The sequence below is a fragment of the Pseudomonas anatoliensis genome, assembly GCF_017976235.1.
GTDB lineage: Bacteria > Pseudomonadota > Gammaproteobacteria > Pseudomonadales > Pseudomonadaceae > Aquipseudomonas > Aquipseudomonas anatoliensis.
The window spans coordinates 257,296-279,899 of sequence record NZ_JACVHC010000003.1 but is presented as its reverse complement, the minus strand read 5'-3'; the positions used below and the strand labels follow the sequence as shown (position 1 = coordinate 279,899).

17 protein-coding genes, 1 pseudogene and 1 riboswitch are annotated in these 22,604 nt (G+C 55.3%); of the genes and pseudogenes, 7 read left to right on the top strand and 11 right to left on the bottom strand.

Going from position 1 to position 22,604, the window contains the following annotated elements; all coding sequences use genetic code 11:
• Positions 1 to 5: 5 nt before the first annotated feature.
• Complete coding sequence (locus ICA16_RS10755) at positions 6 to 1,412, bottom strand: adenosylmethionine--8-amino-7-oxononanoate transaminase (protein ID WP_150617821.1); 1,407 nt, start codon at positions 1,410 to 1,412, stop codon at positions 6 to 8.
• Positions 1,413 to 1,633: 221 nt separating this feature from the next.
• On the opposite strand from ICA16_RS10755, the gene ICA16_RS10750 reads away from it, so the two are divergent.
• The 3 genes from ICA16_RS10750 (at position 1,634) to ICA16_RS10740 (ending at position 4,897) form a co-directional block, all read left to right on the top strand.
• Positions 1,634 to 3,394: a flavin monoamine oxidase family protein gene (locus tag ICA16_RS10750; RefSeq protein ID WP_150601949.1), complete on the top strand. Its 1,761-nt coding sequence runs from the start codon at positions 1,634 to 1,636 to the stop codon at positions 3,392 to 3,394.
• Positions 3,395 to 3,734: 340 nt separating this feature from the next.
• A complete protein-coding gene (locus tag ICA16_RS10745; RefSeq protein WP_150597553.1) occupies positions 3,735 to 4,286 on the top strand; it encodes a cytochrome b in 552 nt (183 codons plus the stop codon).
• Positions 4,287 to 4,318: 32 nt separating this feature from the next.
• Positions 4,319 to 4,897 (top strand): YceI family protein, encoded by a 579-nt coding sequence (locus ICA16_RS10740; RefSeq protein ID WP_414704740.1) that lies wholly within the window; start codon positions 4,319 to 4,321, stop codon positions 4,895 to 4,897.
• 232 nt (positions 4,898 to 5,129) lie between these two features.
• Here ICA16_RS10740 and ICA16_RS10735 read toward each other — a convergent pair whose 3' ends face one another.
• From ICA16_RS10735 to ahcY, 4 genes are all read right to left on the bottom strand, one after another.
• Positions 5,130 to 7,013, bottom strand: coding sequence for an RNA helicase RhlE2 (locus ICA16_RS10735; protein ID WP_210700601.1), 1,884 nt, complete (start codon positions 7,011 to 7,013; stop codon positions 5,130 to 5,132).
• A gap of 221 nt (positions 7,014 to 7,234) precedes the next feature.
• A complete protein-coding gene (locus tag ICA16_RS10730) occupies positions 7,235 to 8,047 on the bottom strand; it encodes a substrate-binding periplasmic protein (protein WP_210700600.1) in 813 nt (270 codons plus the stop codon).
• A 186-nt stretch (positions 8,048 to 8,233) separates the two neighbouring features.
• Positions 8,234 to 9,079 (bottom strand): methylenetetrahydrofolate reductase [NAD(P)H], encoded by an 846-nt coding sequence (metF, locus tag ICA16_RS10725; protein ID WP_150593620.1) that lies wholly within the window; start codon positions 9,077 to 9,079, stop codon positions 8,234 to 8,236.
• Positions 9,080 to 9,270: 191 nt separating this feature from the next.
• On the bottom strand, positions 9,271 to 10,680 hold the full coding sequence (gene ahcY, locus ICA16_RS10720; protein ID WP_150601946.1) for an adenosylhomocysteinase: 1,410 nt from the start codon (positions 10,678 to 10,680) through the stop codon (positions 9,271 to 9,273).
• A 23-nt stretch (positions 10,681 to 10,703) separates the two neighbouring features.
• Positions 10,704 to 10,802, bottom strand: a riboswitch (S-adenosyl-L-homocysteine riboswitch).
• 197 nt (positions 10,803 to 10,999) lie between these two features.
• On the opposite strand from ahcY, the gene ICA16_RS10715 reads away from it, so the two are divergent.
• Both ICA16_RS10715 and ICA16_RS10710 read left to right on the top strand, forming a co-directional pair.
• Entirely contained in the window at positions 11,000 to 11,407 is a 408-nt protein-coding gene (locus ICA16_RS10715; protein ID WP_150601945.1) for an acyl-CoA thioesterase, read from the top strand.
• 222 nt (positions 11,408 to 11,629) lie between these two features.
• A complete protein-coding gene (locus ICA16_RS10710; protein ID WP_150601944.1) occupies positions 11,630 to 12,511 on the top strand; it encodes a formate/nitrite transporter family protein in 882 nt (293 codons plus the stop codon).
• A 5-nt stretch (positions 12,512 to 12,516) separates the two neighbouring features.
• Here the strand turns inward: ICA16_RS10710 and ICA16_RS10705 are convergent, their stop codons facing one another.
• Positions 12,517 to 13,383: a LysR family transcriptional regulator gene (locus ICA16_RS10705; protein WP_210700599.1), complete on the bottom strand. Its 867-nt coding sequence runs from the start codon at positions 13,381 to 13,383 to the stop codon at positions 12,517 to 12,519.
• 112 nt (positions 13,384 to 13,495) lie between these two features.
• Between ICA16_RS10705 and ICA16_RS10700 the strand changes: the two genes are divergently transcribed.
• Both ICA16_RS10700 and ICA16_RS10695 read left to right on the top strand, forming a co-directional pair.
• On the top strand, positions 13,496 to 13,909 hold the full coding sequence (locus ICA16_RS10700) for a VOC family protein (protein WP_210700598.1): 414 nt from the start codon (positions 13,496 to 13,498) through the stop codon (positions 13,907 to 13,909).
• A 58-nt stretch (positions 13,910 to 13,967) separates the two neighbouring features.
• On the top strand, positions 13,968 to 15,248 hold the full coding sequence (locus ICA16_RS10695) for an amidase (RefSeq protein ID WP_210700597.1): 1,281 nt from the start codon (positions 13,968 to 13,970) through the stop codon (positions 15,246 to 15,248).
• Positions 15,249 to 15,295: 47 nt separating this feature from the next.
• On the opposite strand, the pseudogene ICA16_RS10690 reads toward ICA16_RS10695, so the two are convergent.
• The 5 genes and pseudogenes from ICA16_RS10690 to ICA16_RS10665 form a co-directional block, all read right to left on the bottom strand.
• Positions 15,296 to 16,054 (bottom strand): annotated as a pseudogene (locus ICA16_RS10690) (cation:proton antiporter); the annotation flags it as partial.
• Positions 16,055 to 16,493: 439 nt separating this feature from the next.
• Positions 16,494 to 16,892, bottom strand: a complete 399-nt coding sequence (locus tag ICA16_RS10685; RefSeq protein WP_210700596.1) for a hypothetical protein — start codon at positions 16,890 to 16,892, stop codon at positions 16,494 to 16,496.
• The gene (locus tag ICA16_RS28185; RefSeq protein WP_228734169.1) at positions 16,889 to 18,847 is read right to left on the bottom strand and encodes a hypothetical protein; all 1,959 of its coding nucleotides are present in this window, start codon (positions 18,845 to 18,847) and stop codon (positions 16,889 to 16,891) included. Before ICA16_RS28185 ends, ICA16_RS10685 begins: the two co-directional genes overlap by 4 nt.
• Entirely contained in the window at positions 18,847 to 20,766 is a 1,920-nt protein-coding gene (locus ICA16_RS28180) for a hypothetical protein (protein ID WP_228734168.1), read from the bottom strand. The genes ICA16_RS28185 and ICA16_RS28180 overlap by 1 nt, the downstream gene beginning before the upstream one ends.
• Entirely contained in the window at positions 20,766 to 22,199 is a 1,434-nt protein-coding gene (locus ICA16_RS10665) for an integrase (protein ID WP_210700594.1), read from the bottom strand. Before ICA16_RS10665 ends, ICA16_RS28180 begins: the two co-directional genes overlap by 1 nt.
• Between the last annotated feature and the right edge of the window lie 405 nt (positions 22,200 to 22,604).

Below are 22,604 nucleotides of genomic sequence, written 5' to 3'. Positions count from 1 at the left end.
ACAGATCAGCCCGGATCACGGAAACCGGGGTGGAAGTCCTTCGGCACGGCCACGCTGACGCTGTCACGGGTGGCGATGTCGATGCCTTCGCTGGCGACTTCGGCGAGGAAGTCGATCTGCTCCGGCGTGATCACGTACGGCGGCAGGAAGTACACCACACTGCCAAGCGGACGCAGCAGCGCGCCACGCTCCAGCGCATGCTGGAACACTTTCAGGCCGCGGCGTTCCTGCCAAGGGTAGGCCTCTTTGGTGGCTTTATCCTTGACCATCTCGATGGCCAGGACCATGCCGGTCTGACGCACTTCGCTGACGTTCGGGTGATCGACCAGATGCGCCGTCGCCGACGCCATGCGCTGAGCGAGTGCCTTGTTGTTCTCGATCACGTTGTCCTGCTCGAAGATATCCAGCGTCGCCAACGCCGCCGCGCACGCCAGCGGGTTGCCGGTGTAGCTGTGCGAGTGGAGGAAGGCGCGCAGGGTTGGATAGTCGTCGTAGAACGCGCTGTAGACATCGTCGGTGGTCAGGCACGCGGCCAGCGGCAGGTAGCCGCCGGTCAGGGCCTTGGACAGGCAGAGGAAGTCCGGACGGATGCCGGCCTGCTCGCAGGCGAACATCGTTCCGGTGCGGCCAAAGCCGACGGCGATTTCGTCGAGGATAAGGTGCACGCCGTAACGGTCGCAGGCCTCGCGCAGCAGCTTGAGGTACACCGGGTGATACATGCGCATGCCGCCGGCACCCTGAATCAGTGGCTCGACGATCACTGCCGCAACGCTGTCATGGTTCTCGGCCAACGTCTGTTCCATCGCCGCGAACATATTGCGCGAGTGCTCCTCCCAACTCATGCCTTCGGGGCGCCCGTAGCAATCCGGGCTCGGCACCTTGATGGTGTCCATCAGCAGGGCTTTGTAGGTTTCAGTGAACAGCGGCACGTCGCCGACCGCCATCGCTGCCATGGTTTCGCCGTGGTAGCTGTTGGTCAGGGTGACGAAGCGTTTCTTGGCCGGCATGCCGCGGTTGAGCCAATAGTGAAAGCTCATTTTCAGCGCGACTTCGATGCAGGACGAACCGTTATCGGCGTAGAACACCCGGTTCAGGCCTTCTGGCGTCATCTTCACCAGACGTTCAGACAGCTCGATCACCGGTTGATGGCTGAAACCGGCGAGAATCACGTGCTCCAGTTGATCGACCTGATCCTTGATGCGCTGGTTGATGCGCGGGTTGGCGTGGCCGAACACGTTGACCCACCACGAGCTGACCGCGTCGAGGTAGCGCTTGCCCTCGAAGTCTTCGAGCCAGACGCCTTCGCCGCGCTTGATCGGGATCAGCGGCAGCTGTTCGTGGTCTTTCATCTGGGTGCAGGGATGCCACAACACCGCGAGATCGCGTTGCATCCACTGATTATTAAGGCCCATTTACAGTCTCCTCGAGGCGGCTCGCGACAGGCGCGGGCAAACAATCGCGCAAGCCTATGCAATGCATCGCGCGGGAACAACCCATTGTGTCGATTGAGCTACTTTGTATGAGCCGATAGACGTCGCTGGCGGCGTTTTGATGGCTAACGTATTCTTCGCGGTTCTTTGGGTCGTCTGACCCGCACAACTGCTTTTTTCTGTGTATTTCCGGAGTTCGCTGAATGTCTGTCGGTTGGCTGCGCGCCTGTGCGCTGGTGATGTTGGGGCTGTTCAGCGTTACGGCGCTGGCCAAGGATAAAACCGCAATCGTGATCGGCGGCGGCCTGTCGGGCCTGACCGCTGCTTATGAGCTGCAAAACAAAGGCTGGCAGGTCACGCTGCTCGAAGCCAAACCAAGCCTGGGCGGTCGCTCGGGCATGGCCACCAGCGAGTGGATCGGCAACGACAAAACCCAGCCGGTGCTGAACAAGTACGTCTCGACGTTCAAGCTCGGCACCACGCCGGCACCGGAATTCGTGCGTACACCGGGTTATTTGATCGACGGCGAGTATTTTTCCGCTGCCGACCTGGCGACCAAGCAACCGGCCACCGCCGATGCGCTCAAGCGTTACCAGAAAACCCTCGACGATCTGGCGCGCTCGATCGACGATCCACAGAACCCGGCAGCGACCAACACCCTGCACGCACTGGACCAGATCACCGTGTCGAGCTGGCTCGACAAACAGAATCTGCCAGCCACTGCGCGTCAGTTGATCAACCAGGACATCCGCACCCACTACGACGAGCCTTCGCGTCTGTCGCTGCTGTATTTCGCCCAGCAGAACCGCGTGTATCGCGGCGTGTCCGACCGTGACCTGCGCGCCTCGCGCCTGGTCGGCGGCAGCCAGGTGCTGGCGCAAGCGTTCGTCAAACAGATCAAGGTCATCAAGACCAATTCGCCGGTATCGGCCATCAATCAGGACAAGGACGGCGTGACCGTCAAGGTTGGCAGCGTCGGTTACCAGGCCGATTACGTCGTGCTGGCTGTACCGTTGCGTGCCTTGAACAAGATTCAGCTGACCCCGTCACTGGACGCCCAGCGTCTGGCGGCCATCAAGGGCACCAACTACGGTTGGCGCGACCAGATCATGCTGAAGTTCAAGACGCCGGTGTGGGAAAGCAAGTCGCGCATGTCCGGCGAGATCTACAGCAACACCGGTCTGGGCATGTTGTGGATCGAGCCCGCGCTGAAGGGCGGCGCCAACGTGGTGATCAACCTGTCCGGCGACAATGCCCGCGTGATGCAGGCATTTGGCGACAAGCAGATGGTCGATCAAGTGCTGATTCGTCTGCACGCGTTTTATCCACAGGCCCGTGGCTCGTTCACCGGTTATGAGATCCGTCGCTACAGCACCGACCCGTCGATGGGCGGCGCGTACCTGGCTTACGGTCCGGGCCAGATCAGCAAGTTCTGGCGTATCTGGGAACGTCCGCTGCAGCGCGTAGCGTTTGCCGGCGAACACACCGACACCTTGTACCCGGGCACTCTGGAAGGTGCGCTGCGCACCGGTCAGCGTGCGGCCAGCCAGGTTGAAGATCTGGCGGCAGGCAAATCATTCGAACCTGCCAAAGTGATCCCGGCAGCAGCGGCGGGCGCGGCCGGTGCCGTGGCAGCGAAGAAGGGCAACTTCTTCAGCAACCTGTTCGGTGGTTCGGACGATGAGAAGAAGCCAGAGCCTGTGAAAGCTCCAGAACCGGCTCCAGCTCCAGTGGCTCCAGCGCCCGCGCCGACCCCTGCGCCAGCTCCGGTGGAAGCACCGAAGCCAGCCGCACCGGTAAAAGCCGAGCCTGCAAAGAAAGCGGCAGCCAAGCCAGCAGCGAAAAAGCCTGCGGCGAAAACCGAAGCGAAAAAGCCAGCGGCCAAACCGGCGGCAAAAAAGGCTGAGCCGGCGAAGAAGCCAGCAGCCAAGCCTGCGGCAACGACCGAGACCAAGGCGCAGTAAAAGCCTTGCGGTGAATGAAGAAGCGCGGCGCTTATGCCGCGCTTTTTTTTGCCTGTAAGACCGCTATCGCGAGCAGGCTCACTCCTACAAGAGATCGCATTTCTGCAGTTGGAATACGGCCAATTGTAGGAGTGAGCCTGCTCGCGATAGGGCCAGCTCTGCCAACAAAAATCCATTGCTTAGAAACAACATCCCGCCACACTTTCCCCGTTAATCTTTCCTTAACACGCCACTTTCAGACTCTTCATCGTATTTCTCGATATTTCAAAGCGAAATTTTCCGCTTTAATTCGATAGATAACTCGCTAGTCTTGGTTCGCAGTTCTCACAGGATTTGGGCAATGCAGCTACGTAACTCTTCTTCGCGCTATGGTTGGGTCAGCATCTTCATGCACTGGGGTGTGGCGCTGGTGGTCTTCGGACTGTTCGCGCTGGGCCTGTGGATGGTCGGGCTGGATTACTACAGCACCTGGCGCAAAGACGCGCCGGATCTGCACAAGAGCATTGGTCTGGTGCTGCTCGGAGTGATGGTGTTGCGGGTGTTGTGGCGTTTTATCAGCCCACCGCCGCCGACGCTGCAAAGCTACAGCCGCATGACCCGTATCGGCGCTAAATTCGGCCACGGGTTTCTGTATCTCGCGCTGTTCGCTGTGATGCTTGCCGGTTACCTGATTTCCACCGCAGACGGTGTCGGTATTCCGGTGTTTGGCCTGTTTGAAGTTCCTGCACTGGTTTCCGGGCTACCGGATCAGGCAGATACCGCTGGGGTGATTCATCTCTGGCTGGCGTGGGCGCTGGTAATTTTTTCCGGTCTCCATGCGTTGGCAGCATTGAAGCACCACTTTATTGATCGTGATGCGACCCTCACTCGAATGCTCGGTCGCAAAGCCTGATGTTCAACCTCGACTCCAAAGGAAAACAAAGCATGTTGAAAAAGACTCTGGCCGCTCTGGCAATCGGTTCTGCCGTTCTGTCCGCCAACGTAATGGCTGCTGACTACGTCGTTGATAAAGAAGGCCAGCACGCCTTCGTCGACTTCAAGATCAGCCACTTGGGCTACAGCTTCATCACCGGTACTTTCAAGGACATCGACGGCAAGTTCAGCTTCGACGCGGCCAAGCCTGAAGACAGCAAGATCGAGTTCAACGTCAACACCGCCAGCGTGTTCACCAATCACGCCGAACGCGACAAGCACATCGCCAGCGCTGACTTCCTGAACGCGAGCAAGTTTGGCAAAGCGACTTTCGTTTCCACCAGCATCAAGTCCACCGGCGCGAACACCGCTGACGTGACTGGCGACCTGACCCTGCTGGGCGTCACCAAGCCAGTGGTTGTCAAAGCCACCTTCCTGGGTGAAGGCAAGGATCCATGGGGCGGCTACCGTGCCGGCTTCGAAGGCACCACCAGCATCAAGCGTTCCGATTTCGGCAAGCAGAAAGACCTGGGTCCCAAGTCCGACGCGGTCGAGCTGTACGTTTCGTTTGAAGGCGTGAAAGCGAAGTAATTTTTCGCCAGCCACACAAAAACGCCCCCGGTTGAAAGGCCGGGGGCGTTTTTTATTGCCTGCCACACATACATCCCCTGTAGGAGCTGCCGAAGGCTGCGATCTTTTGACTTTGGCTTTTCCAACATCAAAAGATCGCAGCCTTCGGCAGCTCCTACAGGTGCGGGTGTGTTTTTCCATAAAAAATGCCCCGGCTCTTGCGAACCGGGGCATTTTTCATTGCGGCATCAAATCAGCGATTGCGCGTCAGCAAGGCCGGTTTTTCGCCACGTGGGCGGCTTGGCAGTTGATCGAGCTGCTCAGGAGTCGGGAAGCGGTCGGCTTTCGATTCCTTGTGCATGATCTTCGGGCCATTGCTGCGCGGGGCCTGCACGGCTGGCTCGCTACGAGGCTGATCGTCACGGGCCGGGCGGCGGTTGCGCGAGGACGAGGAAGAGTCGTCGCGACGACCCGACTGACCGTCACGTGGTGCACCATTACGTGGACCGCTACGCTTGGCTGGCGGGGTGCCGGTGCTCGAGCCGTTGGTGTTGCGCGGAGCGTTCTGGCGACCTTGCGACTGACCGCCGCGTGATGCGCCTGAACCTGCGCCTGCGCCCTGAGCCGGTGCGCCTGGACGACGGCCGCGACCGCCGGCAGGGGCTGGCTTTGGCACGTAGTCAACGCGGTTACCGAAGTTATCCACATCGTCGTCGAGGAACTCGTCCGGGGCGCGATCAGACGCAGCGCGTGGCGGCTGGCTCGGGCGCTGGTCACGGGCCGGAGTGCCTTCGCGAGGCTTTTGCTGACGGGCTGGACGCTCGCCGCGTTCGCCGGCTGGCTTTTCCTTGCTCTTTTCCTTGCCTTTGTCTTTACGACCGCCGCCACCGCCGCCGCCATTCGGACCGTCGCCGCGCGGGCCACGAGGGTTGCGCGGGTTGCGCACGTCCGGACGCTCACGCACTTCCGGCTTCTCGGCTTCAATGGTGCTCGAGTCGAAGCCCATCAGGTCGCCGTCGGCGATTTTCTGCTTGGTCATGCGCTCGATGCTTTTCAGCAGTTTTTCTTCGTCCGGAGCGACCAGCGAGATCGCCTCACCCGAACGACCGGCACGGCCAGTACGGCCGATACGGTGCACGTAGTCTTCATCGACGTTCGGCAGTTCGAAGTTGACCACGTGTGGCAACTGGTCGATGTCCAGACCGCGCGCGGCGATGTCGGTAGCTACCAGAATGCGCACTTCGCCAGCCTTGAAGTCGGCCAGGGCTTTGGTGCGAGCGTTCTGGCTCTTGTTGCCGTGAATCGCGACAGCCGGCAGACCGTGCTTGTCGAGGTACTCGGCCAGACGGTTGGCGCCGTGCTTGGTACGGGTGAACACCAGCACCTGTTCCCACGCGCCGGCGGTGATCAGGTGCGCCAGCAGCGCACGCTTGTGGCTGGCCGGCAGACGGAATACGCGCTGTTCGATGCGCTCGACCGTGGTGTTCGGCGGCGTGACTTCGATGCGTTCCGGGTTGTGCAGCAGCTTGCCGGCAAGGTCGGTGATGTCTTTGGAGAACGTCGCCGAAAACAGCAGGTTCTGACGCTTGGACGGCAGGCGTGCGAGGACTTTCTTCACGTCGTGCACGAAACCCATGTCGAGCATGCGGTCGGCTTCGTCGAGGACGAGGATTTCAACGTGGGACAGATCGACGCTGCCCTGGCCGCACAGGTCGAGCAAACGACCCGGGCAAGCGACCAGCACGTCGACACCACGGGCCATGGCCTGAACCTGCGGGTTCGTGCCAACGCCACCGAAGATGCAGGCGCTGACGAATTTCAGGTCACGGGCGTAGATCTTGAAGCTCTCGTGAACCTGGGCCGCGAGTTCGCGGGTCGGGGTCAGGACCAGTACGCGCGGTTGGCGCGGGCCGTGACGCTGGGATTTGTCCGGGTGACCGTTGGGGAACAACCGCTCCAGGATCGGAAGGGCGAAACCGCCGGTTTTACCAGTACCTGTCTGTGCCGCAACCATCAGGTCGCGACCTTGCAACACGGCGGGAATAGCCCGCTGTTGCACCGGAGTAGGCTCGGTATAGCCCGCATCTTCGATGGCGCGGACTAAAGCCTCGGAGAGACCGAGGGAAGCAAAGGACATGAGTAATCCTGTTTTAGTTAGGGCTTGGCCCAATGGGAATCTTGCCTGGCGCGAATCACGTTTAAGAGGACGCAATCCCGTCCGGTCCTGCTGCGGTTCCAAAGACACGTCTGGAGTGCTCGCGCTGGCTGGAAGCTGCGCTGTAGCGGGTCGAGAGGCCTGTTAAGGTTCCGGGCGTCCGGGCGTGAGCCTGGCGGGAACGCCGGAGTATAACAGAGCAATCACTGCGCGCTGCTTTCCTGCTGCTCAACGGTTTTGCTGTCCGCCGACACTTTACTCAATGGCGCCGTCTGGCCAGGGGCTGCGCCATAGCGTGCGCTCAGCTCGGCGTAGGCCGGTTCGCGCTTGAAGCGCTTGAGTTCGGCGCCGAAGCGTTGCGCCAGCAAATCCATCCCGGCATTGCGCCGAACTGCTAAAAACTGGCTCTGGCGGCTGATAATCATGGGGTTTTCACTGATCAGATCGCGAATATTCAACTGATCCAGCAAATGCTGACCCACGCGGCGATCAGTGATCAGCAAATCGATACGTCCGCGCACTAGTTTGCCGAAGTTGGCTTCGTGGGTCGGCGCGGGCTCGCGGGTAAACAGGGTCGATTCGCTGAAGTCGGGGCTGTACAGATAACCCGGTGAAGTGCCGATGGTCAGGCCTTTGAGGTCGTCGAGTTTGTTGAACGGGTGTGGTCGGTCGTTGGCGTAGAACATCACGAACTCGACATCCGACAGCGGCTCGCTGGGGTAGAGCAGGGTGGCGTCGCGCTCGGCGCTGTGAAAAATATCCAGCGCACCGTCGGCCTGGCCGGTTTCCAGCATCGACAGGCAGCGTTTCCAAGGCAGGAACTGCCATTCGACTTCTATGCCCAGGCGCTTGAACACAATGGCGGTGGTTTCGTAATCCAGCCCGAGGTTTTTGCCGTTCTCTTCATAGACGTAAGGCGCCCATGGCTCGGTGACAATACGCAGCTTCTCGCCTCGAGCGGCGAAGCTCAGGCAAGCAAAAACCAGCACGGCGAATAACTGTGTGATCAAAGGCATGGCTTGAGATTACGACGAGAAACCACAAAGAGCCAGAAACTGCCTGCACAAGCTCTGTCTCGGGCCTTTAAAAGCAAAAGATCGCAGCCTTCGGCAGCTCCTACAGGGTGAACTAAATCCCAATGTAGGAGCTGCCGAAGGCTGCGATCTTTTGATCTGGCTTGTAGCTTTCAGCTTGTAGCTGCTTCAGCGCGGCAACTTCAGGTTATTCCAGATCGCCAGGCTAGGTTCAGCCTGGTTCATGGAATAGAAATGCAGCCCCGGTGCGCCGCCCTGCAACAGGCGTTCGCACATCTCGCTGACGACTTGCTCACCAAAGCGCTGAATGCTTTGAGTGTCATCGCCATAGGCTTCCAGCTGCTTGCGAATCCAGCGCGGGATTTCCGCACCGCAGGCATCGGAGAAGCGCGCGAGTTTGCTGTAGTTGGTGATCGGCATGATCCCCGGTACCACCGGAATATCCACGCCCAGCGCCTGCAAACGGTCGACAAAGTAAAAGTAGCTGTCGGCGTTGAAGAAGTACTGGGTGATCGCGCTGTCGGCGCCGGCGCGGGCCTTGCGCACGAAGTTGGCGAGATCGTCTTCGTAATTGCGCGCTTGCGGATGCATCTCCGGGTAAGCGGCGACTTCGATGTGGAAATGGTCACCGGTTTCTTCACGAATGAATTCAACCAGTTCATTGGCGTGACGCAGCTCACCGCTGGTCATGCCCATGCCGGACGGCAAGTCGCCACGCAGGGCAACGATGCGCTTGATGCCGGCAGCCTTGTACTCGTTCAGCAGGCCGCGCAGGTCGTCCTTGCTGTCGCCGACGCACGACAGGTGCGGTGCGGCCGGTACTTTGACTTCGCTTTCCAGTTGCAAAACGGTGTTGAGGGTGCGATCACGCGTCGAACCACCAGCGCCATAGGTGCAGGAGAAGAAATCGGGATTGTACGTTGCCAAATGACGGGCAACGTTGAGCAGCTTTTCATGCCCAGCATCGGTCTTGGTCGGGAAGAACTCGAAGCTGTAGCGACGGTCTTGGGACATGGAGGAAACCTCCAGCTACAAGCTGCAAGCTTCAAGCTACAAGAGAAGCGGAGGTGCGCTTGTCTCTTGTGCCTGGAGCCTGCTGCCTGACACTGTTTTGAAATAGGGGCAGAGCTTCACGCTTTGCACGGCAAGTCCGGCTTTTGACCTCGCTTGCCGCTTGAAGCTTAAAGCTCGCAGCTGCTCTTATCTTAGTAGCGGTAAGCGTGCGGCTTGAACGGGCCTTCGACGGTAACGCCGATGTAGTCAGCCTGTTGCTTGGTCAGTTGAGTGACCACGCCGCCGAAGCCGCGAACCATTTCCAGGGCCACTTCTTCGTCGAGTTTCTTCGGCAGTACTTCAACGGTCAGGCGCTCGGCTTTCTGGGCTGGCGACAGGTCGGCGTACTTCTGGTCGAACAGGAAGATCTGTGCCAGAACCTGGTTGGCGAACGAACCGTCCATGATGCGGCTCGGGTGACCGGTAGCGTTGCCCAGGTTCACCAGACGGCCTTCGGCCAGCAGGATCAGGTAGTCGTCGTTCTGTGGGTCGAATTTGGCAGCGCCGGTACGGTGGATCTTGTGTACCTGTGGCTTCACTTCTTCCCATGCCCAGTTCTTGCGCATGAAAGCGGTGTCGATTTCGTTGTCGAAGTGGCCGATGTTGCAGACAACAGCGCGCTTCTTCAGAGCTTTGAGCATGTTGGCGTCGCAAACGTTGACGTTACCGGTGGTGGTCACGATCAGGTCGATCTTGCCCAGCAGCGCTTTGTCGATGCTTGCTTCGGAACCGTCGTTGATACCGTCGATGAACGGCGAAACCAGTTCGAAACCGTCCATGCAGGCCTGCATGGCGCAGATCGGGTCAACTTCGGAAACTTTAACGATCATGCCTTCCTGACGCAGGGACTGGGCCGAGCCCTTGCCCACGTCACCGTAACCGATGACCAGCGCTTGCTTGCCGGACAGCAGGTGGTCGGTACCACGCTTGATTGCGTCGTTCAGGCTGTGACGGCAGCCGTACTTGTTGTCGTTCTTGGACTTGGTCACCGAGTCGTTGACGTTGATGGCCGGGATTTTCAGCGTGCCTTTGGCCAGCATGTCCAGCAGACGGTGTACGCCAGTGGTGGTTTCTTCGGTCACGCCGTGAACGCGATCCAGTACTTGTGGGTACTTGTCGTGCAGCAGTTGAGTCAGGTCGCCGCCGTCGTCGAGGATCATGTTGGCGTCCCATGGCTGGCCATCCTTCAGGATGGTCTGCTCCAGGCACCACTCGTACTCTTCTTCAGTTTCGCCTTTCCAGGCGAAAACCGGGATACCGGCAGCAGCGATAGCGGCAGCAGCCTGATCCTGAGTCGAGAAAATGTTGCAGGACGACCAGCGTACTTCGGCACCCAGGGCAACCAGGGTTTCGATCAGCACGGCAGTCTGAATGGTCATGTGGATGCAGCCGAGGATCTTCGCGCCTTTCAACGGCTGTTCGCCGGAGTACTTGCGACGCAGACCCATCAGAGCCGGCATTTCCGATTCGGCGATGATGGTTTCGCGACGGCCCCAGGCAGCCAGGGACATATCGGCAACTTTGTAATCGTTAAAATCTGCAGGCGTGATAACAGCGCTCATGAAGAGCCTCCATTCGTAATGTATGCGAATGGGCGCCGTTGTGCGTTTAGTGTCCGGCCTAGGCCAGTCAACGCCCCATCCGAGCCTGACAGGTTGAACCTGCTGCAGCGCCCCTCGGACAGGTGGCGGGAAAACGGTAGCAAGTGGAAGTTACCGTTTTGAAACGGTGGCGATTATAGCCGTCTAGACTGATCTTCCAAAGGCTTTCTGTCGGCCAAATGAAGATCGCCAATCGCGACCATAGTAGAAGGCTCATGGAGCATGACCGCTCGGTCTGCCAAGATACCGCCCATCTTTCGGCAAACGCTCAGGAGTGAACATGAATTTCCACACCCGCAAATGGGTAAAACCCGAAGACCTCAACCCCAACGGCACGCTGTTCGGCGGCAGTCTGTTGCGCTGGATCGACGAAGAAGCAGCGATCTATGCCATCGTCCAGTTGGGCAATCAGCGCGTGGTGACCAAGTACATTTCCGAAATCAACTTCGTCAGCGCCTCGCGCCAGGGCGACATCATTGAATTGGGCATCACTGCCACCGAGTTCGGCCGCACCTCCATCACCCTGACCTGCGAAGTGCGCAACAAGATCACCCGCAAGAGCATTCTGACTGTCGAGAAGATGGTTTTCGTAAACCTCGGTGAAGACGGCCTGCCGGCACCGCACGGGCGGACCGAGATCAAATACGTCAAAGACCAGTTTCAGGACGACGCGGCGATCGCTGATTGAGATCCGCGGCGCTACCTTCGCAGGCATAACGCTGACCCTGTAGGAGCTGCCGAAGGCTGCGATCTTTTGATCTTGCTTTTGAAAAATCAAAATCAAAAGATCGCAGCTTTCGGCAGCTCCTACATTTTCTGCGTACGCCCAAAGATTTGCTCGGCGCCTACAGAACGTATTTCATGGTGCGAATGTCGTAGGTAAACGACACTCCCCACCGGTTCCCACACCATGACCACGCCCACCGACGGCAAGACCCCCGACCTCTCGGCCAAAGAGCAACACGAAGTCGAGAAAAACCAGCCGCCCCGCGCGGCGGTTCTGCATGAAATCATCCGCTCCCAAGGCGATCAGGAACTTGAACGCAGTATCGCTGCGCTATGGTGGTCGGCACTTGCTGCAGGCCTGACCATGGGCCTTTCGCTGATGGGCATGGGCCTGCTCACTTCGCGGTTGCCCGACGGCGACGAATTCAAGGTGATTGCCAGTTTCGGCTACTGCGCAGGCTTTCTCGCAGTGATCCTCGCCCGCCAGCAACTGTTCACCGAAAACACCCTGACCGCCGTGCTGCCGGTCATGACCAAACCGACGCTACTGAATTTCGGACGGCTCATCCGACTCTGGACGGTGGTGCTGGTCGGCAACCTGTGCGGCACGATTCTGGTGGCTTACGTGATGCTGGAGCTGCCGATCTTCGACGCCAAGACCGACCACGCCTTCCTCGAAATCGGTCGCAAGGTGATGGAACACAGCGCCAGCCAGATGTTCGCCAAAGGCATTGTCTCCGGCTGGATGATCGCGACCATGGTCTGGATGATCCCGTCGATGGAGAGCGCGAAGATGTGGATCATCATCCTCATCACCTACTTCATGGCGCTCGGCGACTTCACTCACATCGTCGTCGGTTCGGCGGAGGTGTCCTATCTGGTGTTTGCTGGCGAGTTGCCGTGGAGCGATTTCTGGGCGGTGTTTGCGGGGCCGACGTTGGCCGGCAATATCATCGGCGGCAGTTTTATCTTCGCCCTGATCAGCCATGCGCAGATCCGCAGCGAAAGCGGAACACCGAAATCCACTGGCCCTGAGGAAGATCAAGCCGAGTCCAAGCCAGATTGAGTCCGTCAGGCTTGTGCTGGTGAAAGCACTTTGGACAAAGCGCTCATCATCTTGGGCCGGTCAGTCTGAACGTGGCTGATCAGGGCAATCTCTCGGTCATAGCGATCATTGCCAACCGGGGTCACCACACACTTGTGGCCCCAGTGTTCGAAGCCAGACCAATAAGGCACAAGGCTCACGCCAAGCCCTTCAGTCACGAGCATGGCAATGGTCTCCAGTGCATCCAGATCGACTAGCGGCGTCGGCAGCAAGCCGTTGTCCGCCAGGTAATGTTCGGCATGCCGTCCGCCCCACGAATCAGGATCGTAGCGGATGTACGGTTGGGTCATCAGTTGAGCCGGGATGCTGTCCGAGAGTTTTTCCTTCGACAGAAAAACCAGGGGCTCCTTGCGAAGTGATACCGCCCGCAGGGCTTTGGGTAATTCGAACGGTGGAACTACCAGGATGGCCGCGTCGACTTCTCCAGAGAGCAGCGCTTGATACAACGATCGCGATGTTCCCGGCACGATGACCGGCGTCAGCCCCGGCGCCAGCTCGGTCAGTGCGCGCAATGCGCCGGGAAGCAGACCGGTCAGCACAGTAGAGATAGCGCCTATTCGCAACTGCCCCGTAAGCCCTCCCACGTCGGCATCTCCCGCCAGCAATTCAATCTCGCGAACGATGCGTTTAGCCCTGGGCAATAAACCCAGACAGGCCTGGCTCGGCTTGGCTGCGTGCCCGACGCGAGACAGCAGTTCAAAACCGAGTTGCCGTTCCAGCGCGAGAATTCGCTGACTGACCGCTGCTGCCGTCAACCCTTCGGCGCGCGCGGCATGGGCGATGGAGCCGCATTCCACGACGGTGATGAGGCTCTTCAGATAACGCGTATCCATAAGAAATACTTTCGATAGCGAAAAAATTACATGCTATCTCTTTTGATGGAAATCGCACAGTCTTCAACCCTGACCGTTATTTCCACTTTCCGGCGATGTTCAGGAGCTACCGATGCAGTCGATTTTTCATCTCGCTTTTCACGTCCGCGATTTGCAGATTTCCCGCCAGTTCTATGGTGATTTGCTGGGATGTGAGGAAGGGCGCAGCACTGAGACCTGGGTTGATTTCAATTTTTTCGGGCATCAATTGTCGTTGCATCTGGGCGAACCCTTTGCAGTAACCAATACCGGGAAAGTAGGCGAACACAACGTGCCGATGCCCCACCTTGGGGTGATATTGAAGATGTCGGACTGGGTTGCCTTGAAGGACCGTTTGATCGAAGGCCAGGTGAAATTTGTTCTTTCACCCACCATTCGTTTTCCAGGAGAGCCTGGCGAGCAAGCGACCATGTTCTTCCTGGACCCCGCCGGAAACCCTATCGAGATAAAAGGCTTCACTGATTTGCAGTCAGTTTATGCAACTTGAAACTTCCACAAAGCGCACTTCCCTCAAGTGCCTTTCGACGGGAAGTCCAAGGAGCGATATGCACAATTTTAATCAAACGGATGCTACCGCCATTTCTGAAATGGTTCGTGCGGATGTCGTGAGCGCAGAGGCAGTAGCCGAGCACTTTCTTGAATGTGTCGAAGCGCGCGAGCGCAGCATAAATGCCTTTGTTTCGTTCGAGCCGGACGCGGTGCGCAGTCAGGCTTGCCAATTAAAAAACGGTAGCGCGAAAGGCCTCTTGGCAGGTGTGCCCGTGGGAATCAAAGACGTGTATGACACGGTCGATCATCCCACCCGTTTTTACTCGCCGATCTATGAGCAAAACCGTCCCTCGCGTGACGCCCACGTCGTTGCGCTGCTGCGCCAGGCCGGGGCAGTCATCATGGGCAAGACTCATACAACCGAATTCGCTTACATGCATACCGGCCCAACCCGCAATCCGCATGATCTTGGCAGAACCCCCGGCAGTTCGAGTGCCGGGTCGGCAGCGGGGATGGCGGCCGGGTTTTTCCCGCTCGCGTTGGGGACTCAGACCGCTGGCTCATTGATCAAACCGGCGGCCTATTGCGGACTGTATGCCTTCAAGCCTTCGTATGGACTGGTTTCTCTGGAGGGGGTCAAACCGTTAGCGCCGAGCTTTGACACGGTGGGTTGGTATGGCAGGTCTGTTCGTGATCTGGAGCTGATGGCTCAGGTCTTGATTCCTGGTTTCCCGCAGCGTGCTCATGAACGCAATTTATGCTCGTTCGGCTTCTGTCGTACGGCGCGTTGGGATCAGGTGGACGAAGACGTGGCCAGATCTCTGGAAACTGCGGTTGAAGAGCTCCGCTTAGCCGGACATCAGGTGAGCGAGGTGTTGCTGCCTGAGGAGTTTGCGGCCGTATTTGATGACCATCTGCTGATAAACGATTGCGAGGGCGCCCGATCACTGTCCAAAGAACTGCAAATGCATCCGGACAAACTCAGTGAAGAACTGTTAGCCATGATCGAACGCGCCAGTTTGACAACCTGGGAGCAAGAGTCAGCGGCAAAGAAGCGTCTGGCAAAGTTGGCCGTTTTTCTGGAACCGATATTCCAGCCTTTCGACGCTGTCCTGGGGGCGAGTTGTGGCATCGTCGCCCCGCTGGGCCTTGAAGCCACCGGGCCTTCCGATTTCAGCAAGTTCTGGATGGCGTTTGGCTTGCCGCAAATCAACATTCCGCTCGTGCGCAATGCCGGGGCGTTACCCGTTGGCCTGCAAATGATTGGAGGGTTTAGAGACGACAGCAGGCTATTGCGTGCTGCGCAAGAGGTTGATGCGGTGCTGCGGGCTAATTGAAGGGGCGCCGTCGTGGAGGTAGCTCCACGACGGCGCCGTGTGATGCGTCAGTGTGCCGAGTTTTCAGCGCTGACTTCTTGCTTGCCCGTTACGCCACGGACAACCCGGCCAATGGTCAGGCCCTGTATCAGAATCGACGACAACACCACGATGTAGGTGATGCTCAGCAGCAAGTCACGCTGCTCGCCCAGTGGCAGCGACAGCGCCAGTGCGACCGAAACCCCACCGCGCAAACCGCCCCAGGTCAGCACCCGGATCGTGCCGCGCGGCACTGTGCGCCAGCGCCGCAGCAGCAGGATTGCCGGCGCCACGGTAAGCAGACGCGACAGCAGAATCGCCACCGCCAGTAAACTCGCCGCCGCCAGGTGCAGCCAGTTGAATGGCAGCAGCAACAGCTCCATGCCGATCAGCGCAAACAGCAGCGCATTGAGCATGTCGTCGAGCAATTCCCAGAAACCGTCGAGGTATTTGCGGGTCATGTCGTTCATCGCCAGATTGCGCCCCAGGTTGCCGATGATCAGGCCGGCAACCACCATCGCAATCGGTGCGGAAACGTGCAGTTCGGAGGCCAGCGCCGAACCACCGATGACCAGCGCGAGGGTCAGCATCACTTCGATCTGGTGCTGCTCGATGCTCTTGATCATCAGGTAAACCAGATAACCGATCAGCCCACCGAACACCACGCCGCCAATGGCTTCGTGGGCGAATAGCATGGCCGTGGCACTGACGGTCGGGGTCTCGCCGAGTTGGGCGATGCCCAGCAACACGGTAAACACCACGACGGCGGTCCCGTCGTTGAACAGCGATACGGTCTATATGGACACCTAGAACCTATGCCGTACATGTAACCATATGGACAGACACTCTTTATATGGGAGCGTGGCAGCTACCTTGCGCTCACGTTAGGGCAGCCCCAGAAAGCTTCACGCAAGCATGAACATAGGGAGAGATCCTATGCACACGAGGATGAGGGTCAATGGGATTGGGCTTTGCGAGTGCTTTAGCAGCTCGGCGTTCCAAGGCTCGGGTCACTGTTCCAGAGCAGGAATGAGCCTGTGAGTCAGAATAGGACTTACATGATGTCGGCGACCGGACGTAATGAATTGCCCGATGCGAAGTTGATTTTAAACCTTCTTAGAACTGGACGACTGCGAGACAAGGGGCATTACCAGCTTCCTGACGGGAGAACAAATGTTGGCAACCATGCATCCCAACATTCGTACTCCGGAAACTTTGCCAAGAGACTCAGCCAATGGAACTGACCAACCTAGGCTTACGCAGCCTTACAATCTCCCTTTCAAGCTCGTCGATGTATCGGACAAGCATAAGCTCACGGCTACGAACTTCGTCGCACTCATTTTTGAGGTTGGCAATTTCCTGGTTCTTAGCTTTGAGTTTTTCCTTTTCTTGCCGAGTGGAAGCTTTCTTTGGTGGGGGCTTCTGCGCTGCCGCTGCGTCCCTGATGGCTTGCCTGAGCGCGGCGAATTGGGCTCGATCAGCCCTGATCGAACCCCTAGTTCTTCCAGCCTCGAGTGCGACTAGGTCATAGGTGATGGGCAGGTCTCTGGTGACGATCAGCGGTTTGCCAGCCAGGATTCTATTTAAGGCATCCCAAAAGATGATTAGGTCGCACAGTTCGGTCATGCTTGGATCCCCAGGCGAGTAGCGAAGGATGACAGCTCATACTGCGTCTGAAGCTCTGCAGTGTGCTCCATACTTCCTTGGGCGCAGGCATCTACAGTCAGGTTCTGAAGGGCAATAAGCTTGAGGAGTTTTGGCTTGATCACGACTGCAGAAGCGCAACCATCGCAGCCGAGGAGATCAACGGAGATCCGTTTAGTACAAATACTATTTGACGTGCAGCCGCCCAGTGGTGTGGCGCGGTACGACAACTGACCTTTTTTCACCCGCTTGAGTGTTTCCTCGAAGCGTTCTGCGTAGCTCAGCTTCAGCATTGCTTTCTTGCCATGGATTTGAGCCCAGGCGCCATGAGCGCCATACAAGGTTTCTTCTGACATAACCACCTCATTAGTATATTGCCAAGTTGCGACGTGACGCTCTGATTCTTGAAAAAGAGCAACCATGCTATCTTTTTTACCGCTAAAGGCTTTGAGGATGTCGGGTGCGTAAATAGACCCTCCGCTATAGTATTTAGTCATGACTATGCTTATGTGTTTAAGCATGAGCTTGAGTGCTGGAAGCGTGACGATTCCGCTCCTGATCGCGTAAACCGCAGTAGACCGCCGCAATTGGTGAATGCTGAGTGGCCATGCGCTTCCGATGCGGATGTCACTGGATACATCCCAAATGCGCAAAGGATCGACACTCTTCAGTTCCTTCATATCTTCAATGTTGATAAACGGGGTGCTAAGCCTCCGTTGGAAACGAGAGGGTTCATAGTTTCCGGCAACCGGTTCTTCCGAGTTAATGGTTGTTGGATCCAGTAACGTGTTGCTGAATGGAAAATATGCGGTTGAGATGAAGACATACTGATCGTCAGGAATTATTTCATTACAGGTTAGGATTGTTTTGCAGACGTGAGATGCTGCTGCGAAAGGCATCTCAATATCAGCGGAAGAATACCATGATACATATTTCCTTCTTTTGTGCAGCTTGGTGGTAAATCCATATAGGCTTCTGGAAATTACTACTCCAGCCTTGACGTCTTTACGAAGCGCGCTAAGTCGCAAAGAGTAAAGCTCAGACCGCCTCATGCCCGTAAACGCGTAAATTAACATTGCAGCGCAGTAATTGATGGTGCCGAAATGACCCAAAAGCTCTTTCTTGTCAGTAATGTTGTTGGTATCTAAGTAGTCAGTGACGTTGTAGCGTGCTGCGGCGATTTTAAAGGCTTCTCCCTGAGCTTCTGAAGAGGTTTCTCCAGGTCGGTGATTCCATGATATTAGCTGAGCCAAATCTTGTAACTGAGCGCGATGCTCCAGGTAGTCAGCAATCTTTTTCTTGTAACCTAATAGCAGTTCTAAGTAGATGGCAGTTGGTATCACCAGTGTTTGATCATTCTTAGTGTTTTTAGACGTTGACGCTGGTTTGAACTGAGCAGTCGCAGGCTTAAAGCCTAGATACCGGAAAGGAAGCATTGAGATTTTCGGCAGCAAATCTTTAAGTGCTGCTGCATTGCTTTTAGCCATTTCAAGGCATAGCTGGTGGATGCCTTGCACATGCTTGGCTGACGACAGGGCTTGGAAAACAGAGATTTCTTGTTGATAGCAGTACATCCGAGTCTTTTGCAAGACAAGGTTGTACCTGTTGATTGAATCGACACCTAGTGGTGTACCAGGCGATTTGAAGGCATGTCTGTGCAATGCAAGTAGGATGCTCTTTGATTGCTTAATATTGGTTCCCCAATCCACATCGGTTTGCTCTCCAGCGTACCCTAGGTAAATGCCTTTTCTTTGGGATATTCCTCGCTCGCGCCCCTGAATTGGCCAGGTATCCTCGCTAAATTCGACTTGTGTACCATTAGGTAGATGCGCGACCACAAAATGATCCGAAGGATAAACGTAATCCTCAACCAATGCAGACCAAGGGGAGTGCTCGGTATCTAAATACTCAGTAAGGAAAAACCTTGCGAACGGCATTACAGAACCCCTATTTCGGAAAGTATTCTTAGCTTGTTTTGCCAGTAGGGAGTAAGATTTTCATGTTCGTAGACATCAATCCGAATGTCAGATATCTTTTGCGCTAGCGATGGACTGGCTTCCATTTTTTCAATGATCCAGTGGATTTTGTTTAGCGTTAGGTCAAATACTTTTCCATGCTCTTTTGGGGCGATCTGTATGAGCCGGAGCTGCTCAATTATGTAAGCCATGCTCAACAGTTTGTGTGCGTCTTCCGTGTTAAAATGAGTTAAATTGCTATCGCAGAACAAGCAGCCGAGAAAGTTTTGGCAATTTGGCTGTAATGAGTCTTCGTCCAGTTGCTTTGAAGGTATAAGTTGACCAGTACATGATCCTGCTTGGGTGGCTTGAGCTGCACGCTCCTGCTCCACAGTTGCTAGCATTAACCCCAAGCTGGTGAAAAAGGCTCCAGCCTGGGCAATGTTTTCTGCGGTGTTACCTGCTTGATAACTGGTGATTGCCGTGGTCAGAGTATGCTGTGCATCTGCTGCTGCGACATCGATACCATGATTGGTTGTCTTATAATGGTGGTGGAACGCCCGGAGCTCTCGAAATCCGAAAGACATGAGATTGGGATCTACTAGGCGCTTGAGCTGACTTCCTACGATTGATGAGTATCCATTGTCCAGGGGAAGCGGGCTGTCTTTGCGACCAAATGTACCAAACAAAAAACCGAAGTGGTGACCGTCAACCAGGATTTCCCTGATTCTCAGATATGCTCGGAAGTGAACTAGAAATTTTGCCTCGAATGACAATTCTAGCTCGCTATGGCTGCGCCATTTTATTGTTCGGAAACTTTGGATAACTGTATCGACAGATGATGATGCATCCCAAGGTATTGTGCCCACAGGTGACTCGTTGCCTTCTGTGTACAAAATGAACATGAAAAGGAAACAGTCGTGAGCAACCTTGCATAGCTGCAGTTGCTCCCTCTTGGTCAGCTTTCTATCAAGGGAAATGAATTTATCAGTGGTTGCTGAATCTTGGATCCAGCCCCTTTCGGTTAGATGGTCAAATACGGTTCGGAATCCGTCTGAAACGTCGTCACCCGTTGCTCCAAGGTGATTCAGTACATCCCGTCTTACCGAGGTCAGAATCCTGCCCGGAGTTTTACTGGTCTGGTAATGTAAAATGGCTGTCTCTGACATCACAGGGTAGTAGCAGGACGTAAACCAATAGATATGTCCTGCTCCTTTCAGAGCGACTGGTACACGTTGTGATCCGCCCAAGAATTCACTTATTGAGTCAAACAGCCCACGTGCAGCGGCAAGGGTGGGGAATAACTCATCCTCGGAAGGGACTTCAGTGTTTATTTTTTCTTCTTTGCTGTATCCAGGATGTTGAATGCCTATACTTATATTCAGGGTATGTTCTGGATAAAATTTCTCAGCGGACTGCATTGCTACAGAGAGGTTGCGTTGTGGAGTGTTTCGCCGCTCAGGACTAGCTTTCGAACAAAGGTGGCGAGAGTATTTTACCAGTGCGAGGTGATATTCCTCGATGCTATCTAGCGCTCTAGGGTGACCATTTGAGTCACTCCAGTCCAAGAACATGCTGGTTCGATTAAAACTCTCATACACAGAAGCTGGCCGTAGTATTCGGAAAAACAGCTCTACAATGCTGATGGCCCAGTTTAATAATGCCTGTAGTCTACTGTATGAAATAGTGGCGGGATCCACGCGGGCTGGCGTGTATGGTCTTGGTTTTAATCTCACACGATATGAATATGCTCCGATATTCAATCGTTGAGTATTAGCACCGTCCCGAAATGACAGCTGTAATGATTCGACAGGAGTTTGGTCAAGTAAACGCATGCACTGGTCATAACTGCATTCATCTAGGTCGATTTTTTGGGGAGTGAACGCAACATGTTCTGGCATTAAGATTCTCCCCAGGTGTTCCGGATCCGCGACTCCAAATAAGACTCGAATTGGCTTTGCGCTATAGCTTTGATTTGTTTCTTGCGCACACTGTTGACATAGTTTTCAGTCTCTTCTGTACTCGCATGAGCGAGCCGCTCACAGACAATGTTCAGCAGTTCAGCCCAAGTTATACGTCCAGCATTGAGAAGGTGGAGATTTTCAATTACTACGTTCTCAGCAAAGGAAGCGCGCAAGTTGTGGAAGCGAACTTTAAATGTATGGCCCGATTGCGCTAGCGCAGGATTTAATTGCTGGAAAATAAAAGCCTGTACGGATTTCCCTAGCCGTTGACTTCGATAGTCACTTGCGAAGGTGTCGTCCCCCTTGGCGTAATACGGTGCTCCGGTTTTCGCCAAAAATATATAAGTGCTCTTCGTCTTCGAGTAAAAGGATATATCCTTGCGTGCTGCATATCTCTCGGAAGCAAGATATGTTTTGAGGGCTAGCACCAGCCACCCAGGGATCAGTATTGCAAATCTTTTCTGAAATTTACTATCTGCGAATCCCCGTTCGCCGACCACCACTGGATGGTAGTCACTTCCGTCATAGTCATCCAAAGCACTAGCTTGTAGCGTGAATACTGTTTGAAGCCTAGCTCCCGTAAGGATTGCGAGAAGAAAACCTAGGGTCATCTCCGTATTGTCGATCTGGAGCAGTGTCTCAATGAGTGCTTTTTGCTCTATTTCGTCATACGCCCTGAGAGCTTTAGCACCTAGGTTTTTGATAACTTTTAGCGTCAGATCGGTGCGTGTGATTTTCTTGTCATAAGACATACCTGCTTTGTTTTTGATGCGTATGTATCCTGTTGACTCCTTCCACATAGCCTGCTCGGGGACGAATCCTCTGTGCAGTAACCAGCGATAGAATGCAATGATTTTTCGAATCATTGCATTGGCTTTTTGTCCTTCTTTAGGGAACTCTTTGATGATATCACGATAATAGTCCGAGTAAGCGTATGTGGGTCTTCTGGCCTTTCTTAGGGAAAAGTTTAAAAAGTTAAGGCCGAGATCCCACATGATGCCAAAGAAGTCTTTTAAAGCTATTGCATGCTTTTCTACAGTCGCCTGGCTGGCTGTAGCGCCGGTGGCCACTAGATCGAGCAGGTAAAGATTGCCAAGTGCCCATGGAGACCCATCCGCCTGCAGCAAGCATGGAAAGTGGTTGAAAATCGGTTTTTCAACACTATCCATAGGCATGAGTGGAAAAAAGCTCTCGTGAGTTTTAGTGTCTGAGCAGCAAGACAGGACTGTTTGAATCCTGCAATTCTCGTGTGTAGGCTCACGCTCTTCCAATTCGACTGCTTGAAGTAGTTTGAGCTTGGCGATCTTTTTAATTGTAAGTTTGCCACTTGGAGCACGGTTTTCGATTCTGATGAGGCCTGCATTGCTCATAGTATTCATAACTCCACACACAAGGTGCGCAGTCGAGTGAGTGCTCGCTGCGAGTAGCTAAGGTTTCAAGTGATTTGAAAAGGCTAGCGTCGCGTAATGGTCTTTGCAATAGGATTTTTTAAGAAAATATATAACTGTATGACAATATTCATTAAGTATTTATATAATACTATTGTCTTCTGGTAACGTTGATTGGCGGAGTTTTCTGAGGTGGTTGTCTTCTTGTCTTCGAGCGGGCTCAATGTCCGCGAGGGGGTAATAAAATCTATAGTTGTTAACTAAGAATTCAGGGTTAATAGATGTATTGTCAATTTATGAGAAAAGGTTTATGTCTAATATTTATGAAGATTTTTTCTGGATTGATTGTCTATCCGGGAGGGTTGCGCGGTTTCGGCCTAAGGCGGC

Coding starts and splice junctions, on each gene's coding strand:
- ICA16_RS10755 (WP_150617821.1), bottom strand. CDS start 1,412: ATGGGCCTTAATAATCAGTGGATGCAACGCGATCTCGCGGTGTTGTGG.
- ICA16_RS10710 (WP_150601944.1), top strand. CDS start 11,630: ATGACCACGCCCACCGACGGCAAGACCCCCGACCTCTCGGCCAAAGAG.
- ICA16_RS10730 (WP_210700600.1), bottom strand. CDS start 8,047: ATGCCTTTGATCACACAGTTATTCGCCGTGCTGGTTTTTGCTTGCCTG.
- metF (WP_150593620.1), bottom strand. CDS start 9,079: ATGTCCCAAGACCGTCGCTACAGCTTCGAGTTCTTCCCGACCAAGACC.
- ICA16_RS10705 (WP_210700599.1), bottom strand. CDS start 13,383: ATGGATACGCGTTATCTGAAGAGCCTCATCACCGTCGTGGAATGCGGC.
- ICA16_RS10750 (WP_150601949.1), top strand. CDS start 1,634: ATGTCTGTCGGTTGGCTGCGCGCCTGTGCGCTGGTGATGTTGGGGCTG.
- ICA16_RS10735 (WP_210700601.1), bottom strand. CDS start 7,013: ATGTCCTTTGCTTCCCTCGGTCTCTCCGAGGCTTTAGTCCGCGCCATC.
- ICA16_RS10745 (WP_150597553.1), top strand. CDS start 3,735: ATGCAGCTACGTAACTCTTCTTCGCGCTATGGTTGGGTCAGCATCTTC.
- ICA16_RS10695 (WP_210700597.1), top strand. CDS start 13,968: ATGCACAATTTTAATCAAACGGATGCTACCGCCATTTCTGAAATGGTT.
- ICA16_RS10685 (WP_210700596.1), bottom strand. CDS start 16,892: ATGACCGAACTGTGCGACCTAATCATCTTTTGGGATGCCTTAAATAGA.
- ICA16_RS28185 (WP_228734169.1), bottom strand. CDS start 18,847: ATGCCGTTCGCAAGGTTTTTCCTTACTGAGTATTTAGATACCGAGCAC.
- ICA16_RS28180 (WP_228734168.1), bottom strand. CDS start 20,766: ATGCCAGAACATGTTGCGTTCACTCCCCAAAAAATCGACCTAGATGAA.
- ICA16_RS10715 (WP_150601945.1), top strand. CDS start 11,000: ATGAATTTCCACACCCGCAAATGGGTAAAACCCGAAGACCTCAACCCC.
- ICA16_RS10665 (WP_210700594.1), bottom strand. CDS start 22,199: ATGAGCAATGCAGGCCTCATCAGAATCGAAAACCGTGCTCCAAGTGGC.
- ahcY (WP_150601946.1), bottom strand. CDS start 10,680: ATGAGCGCTGTTATCACGCCTGCAGATTTTAACGATTACAAAGTTGCC.
- ICA16_RS10740 (WP_414704740.1), top strand. CDS start 4,319: ATGTTGAAAAAGACTCTGGCCGCTCTGGCAATCGGTTCTGCCGTTCTG.
- ICA16_RS10700 (WP_210700598.1), top strand. CDS start 13,496: ATGCAGTCGATTTTTCATCTCGCTTTTCACGTCCGCGATTTGCAGATT.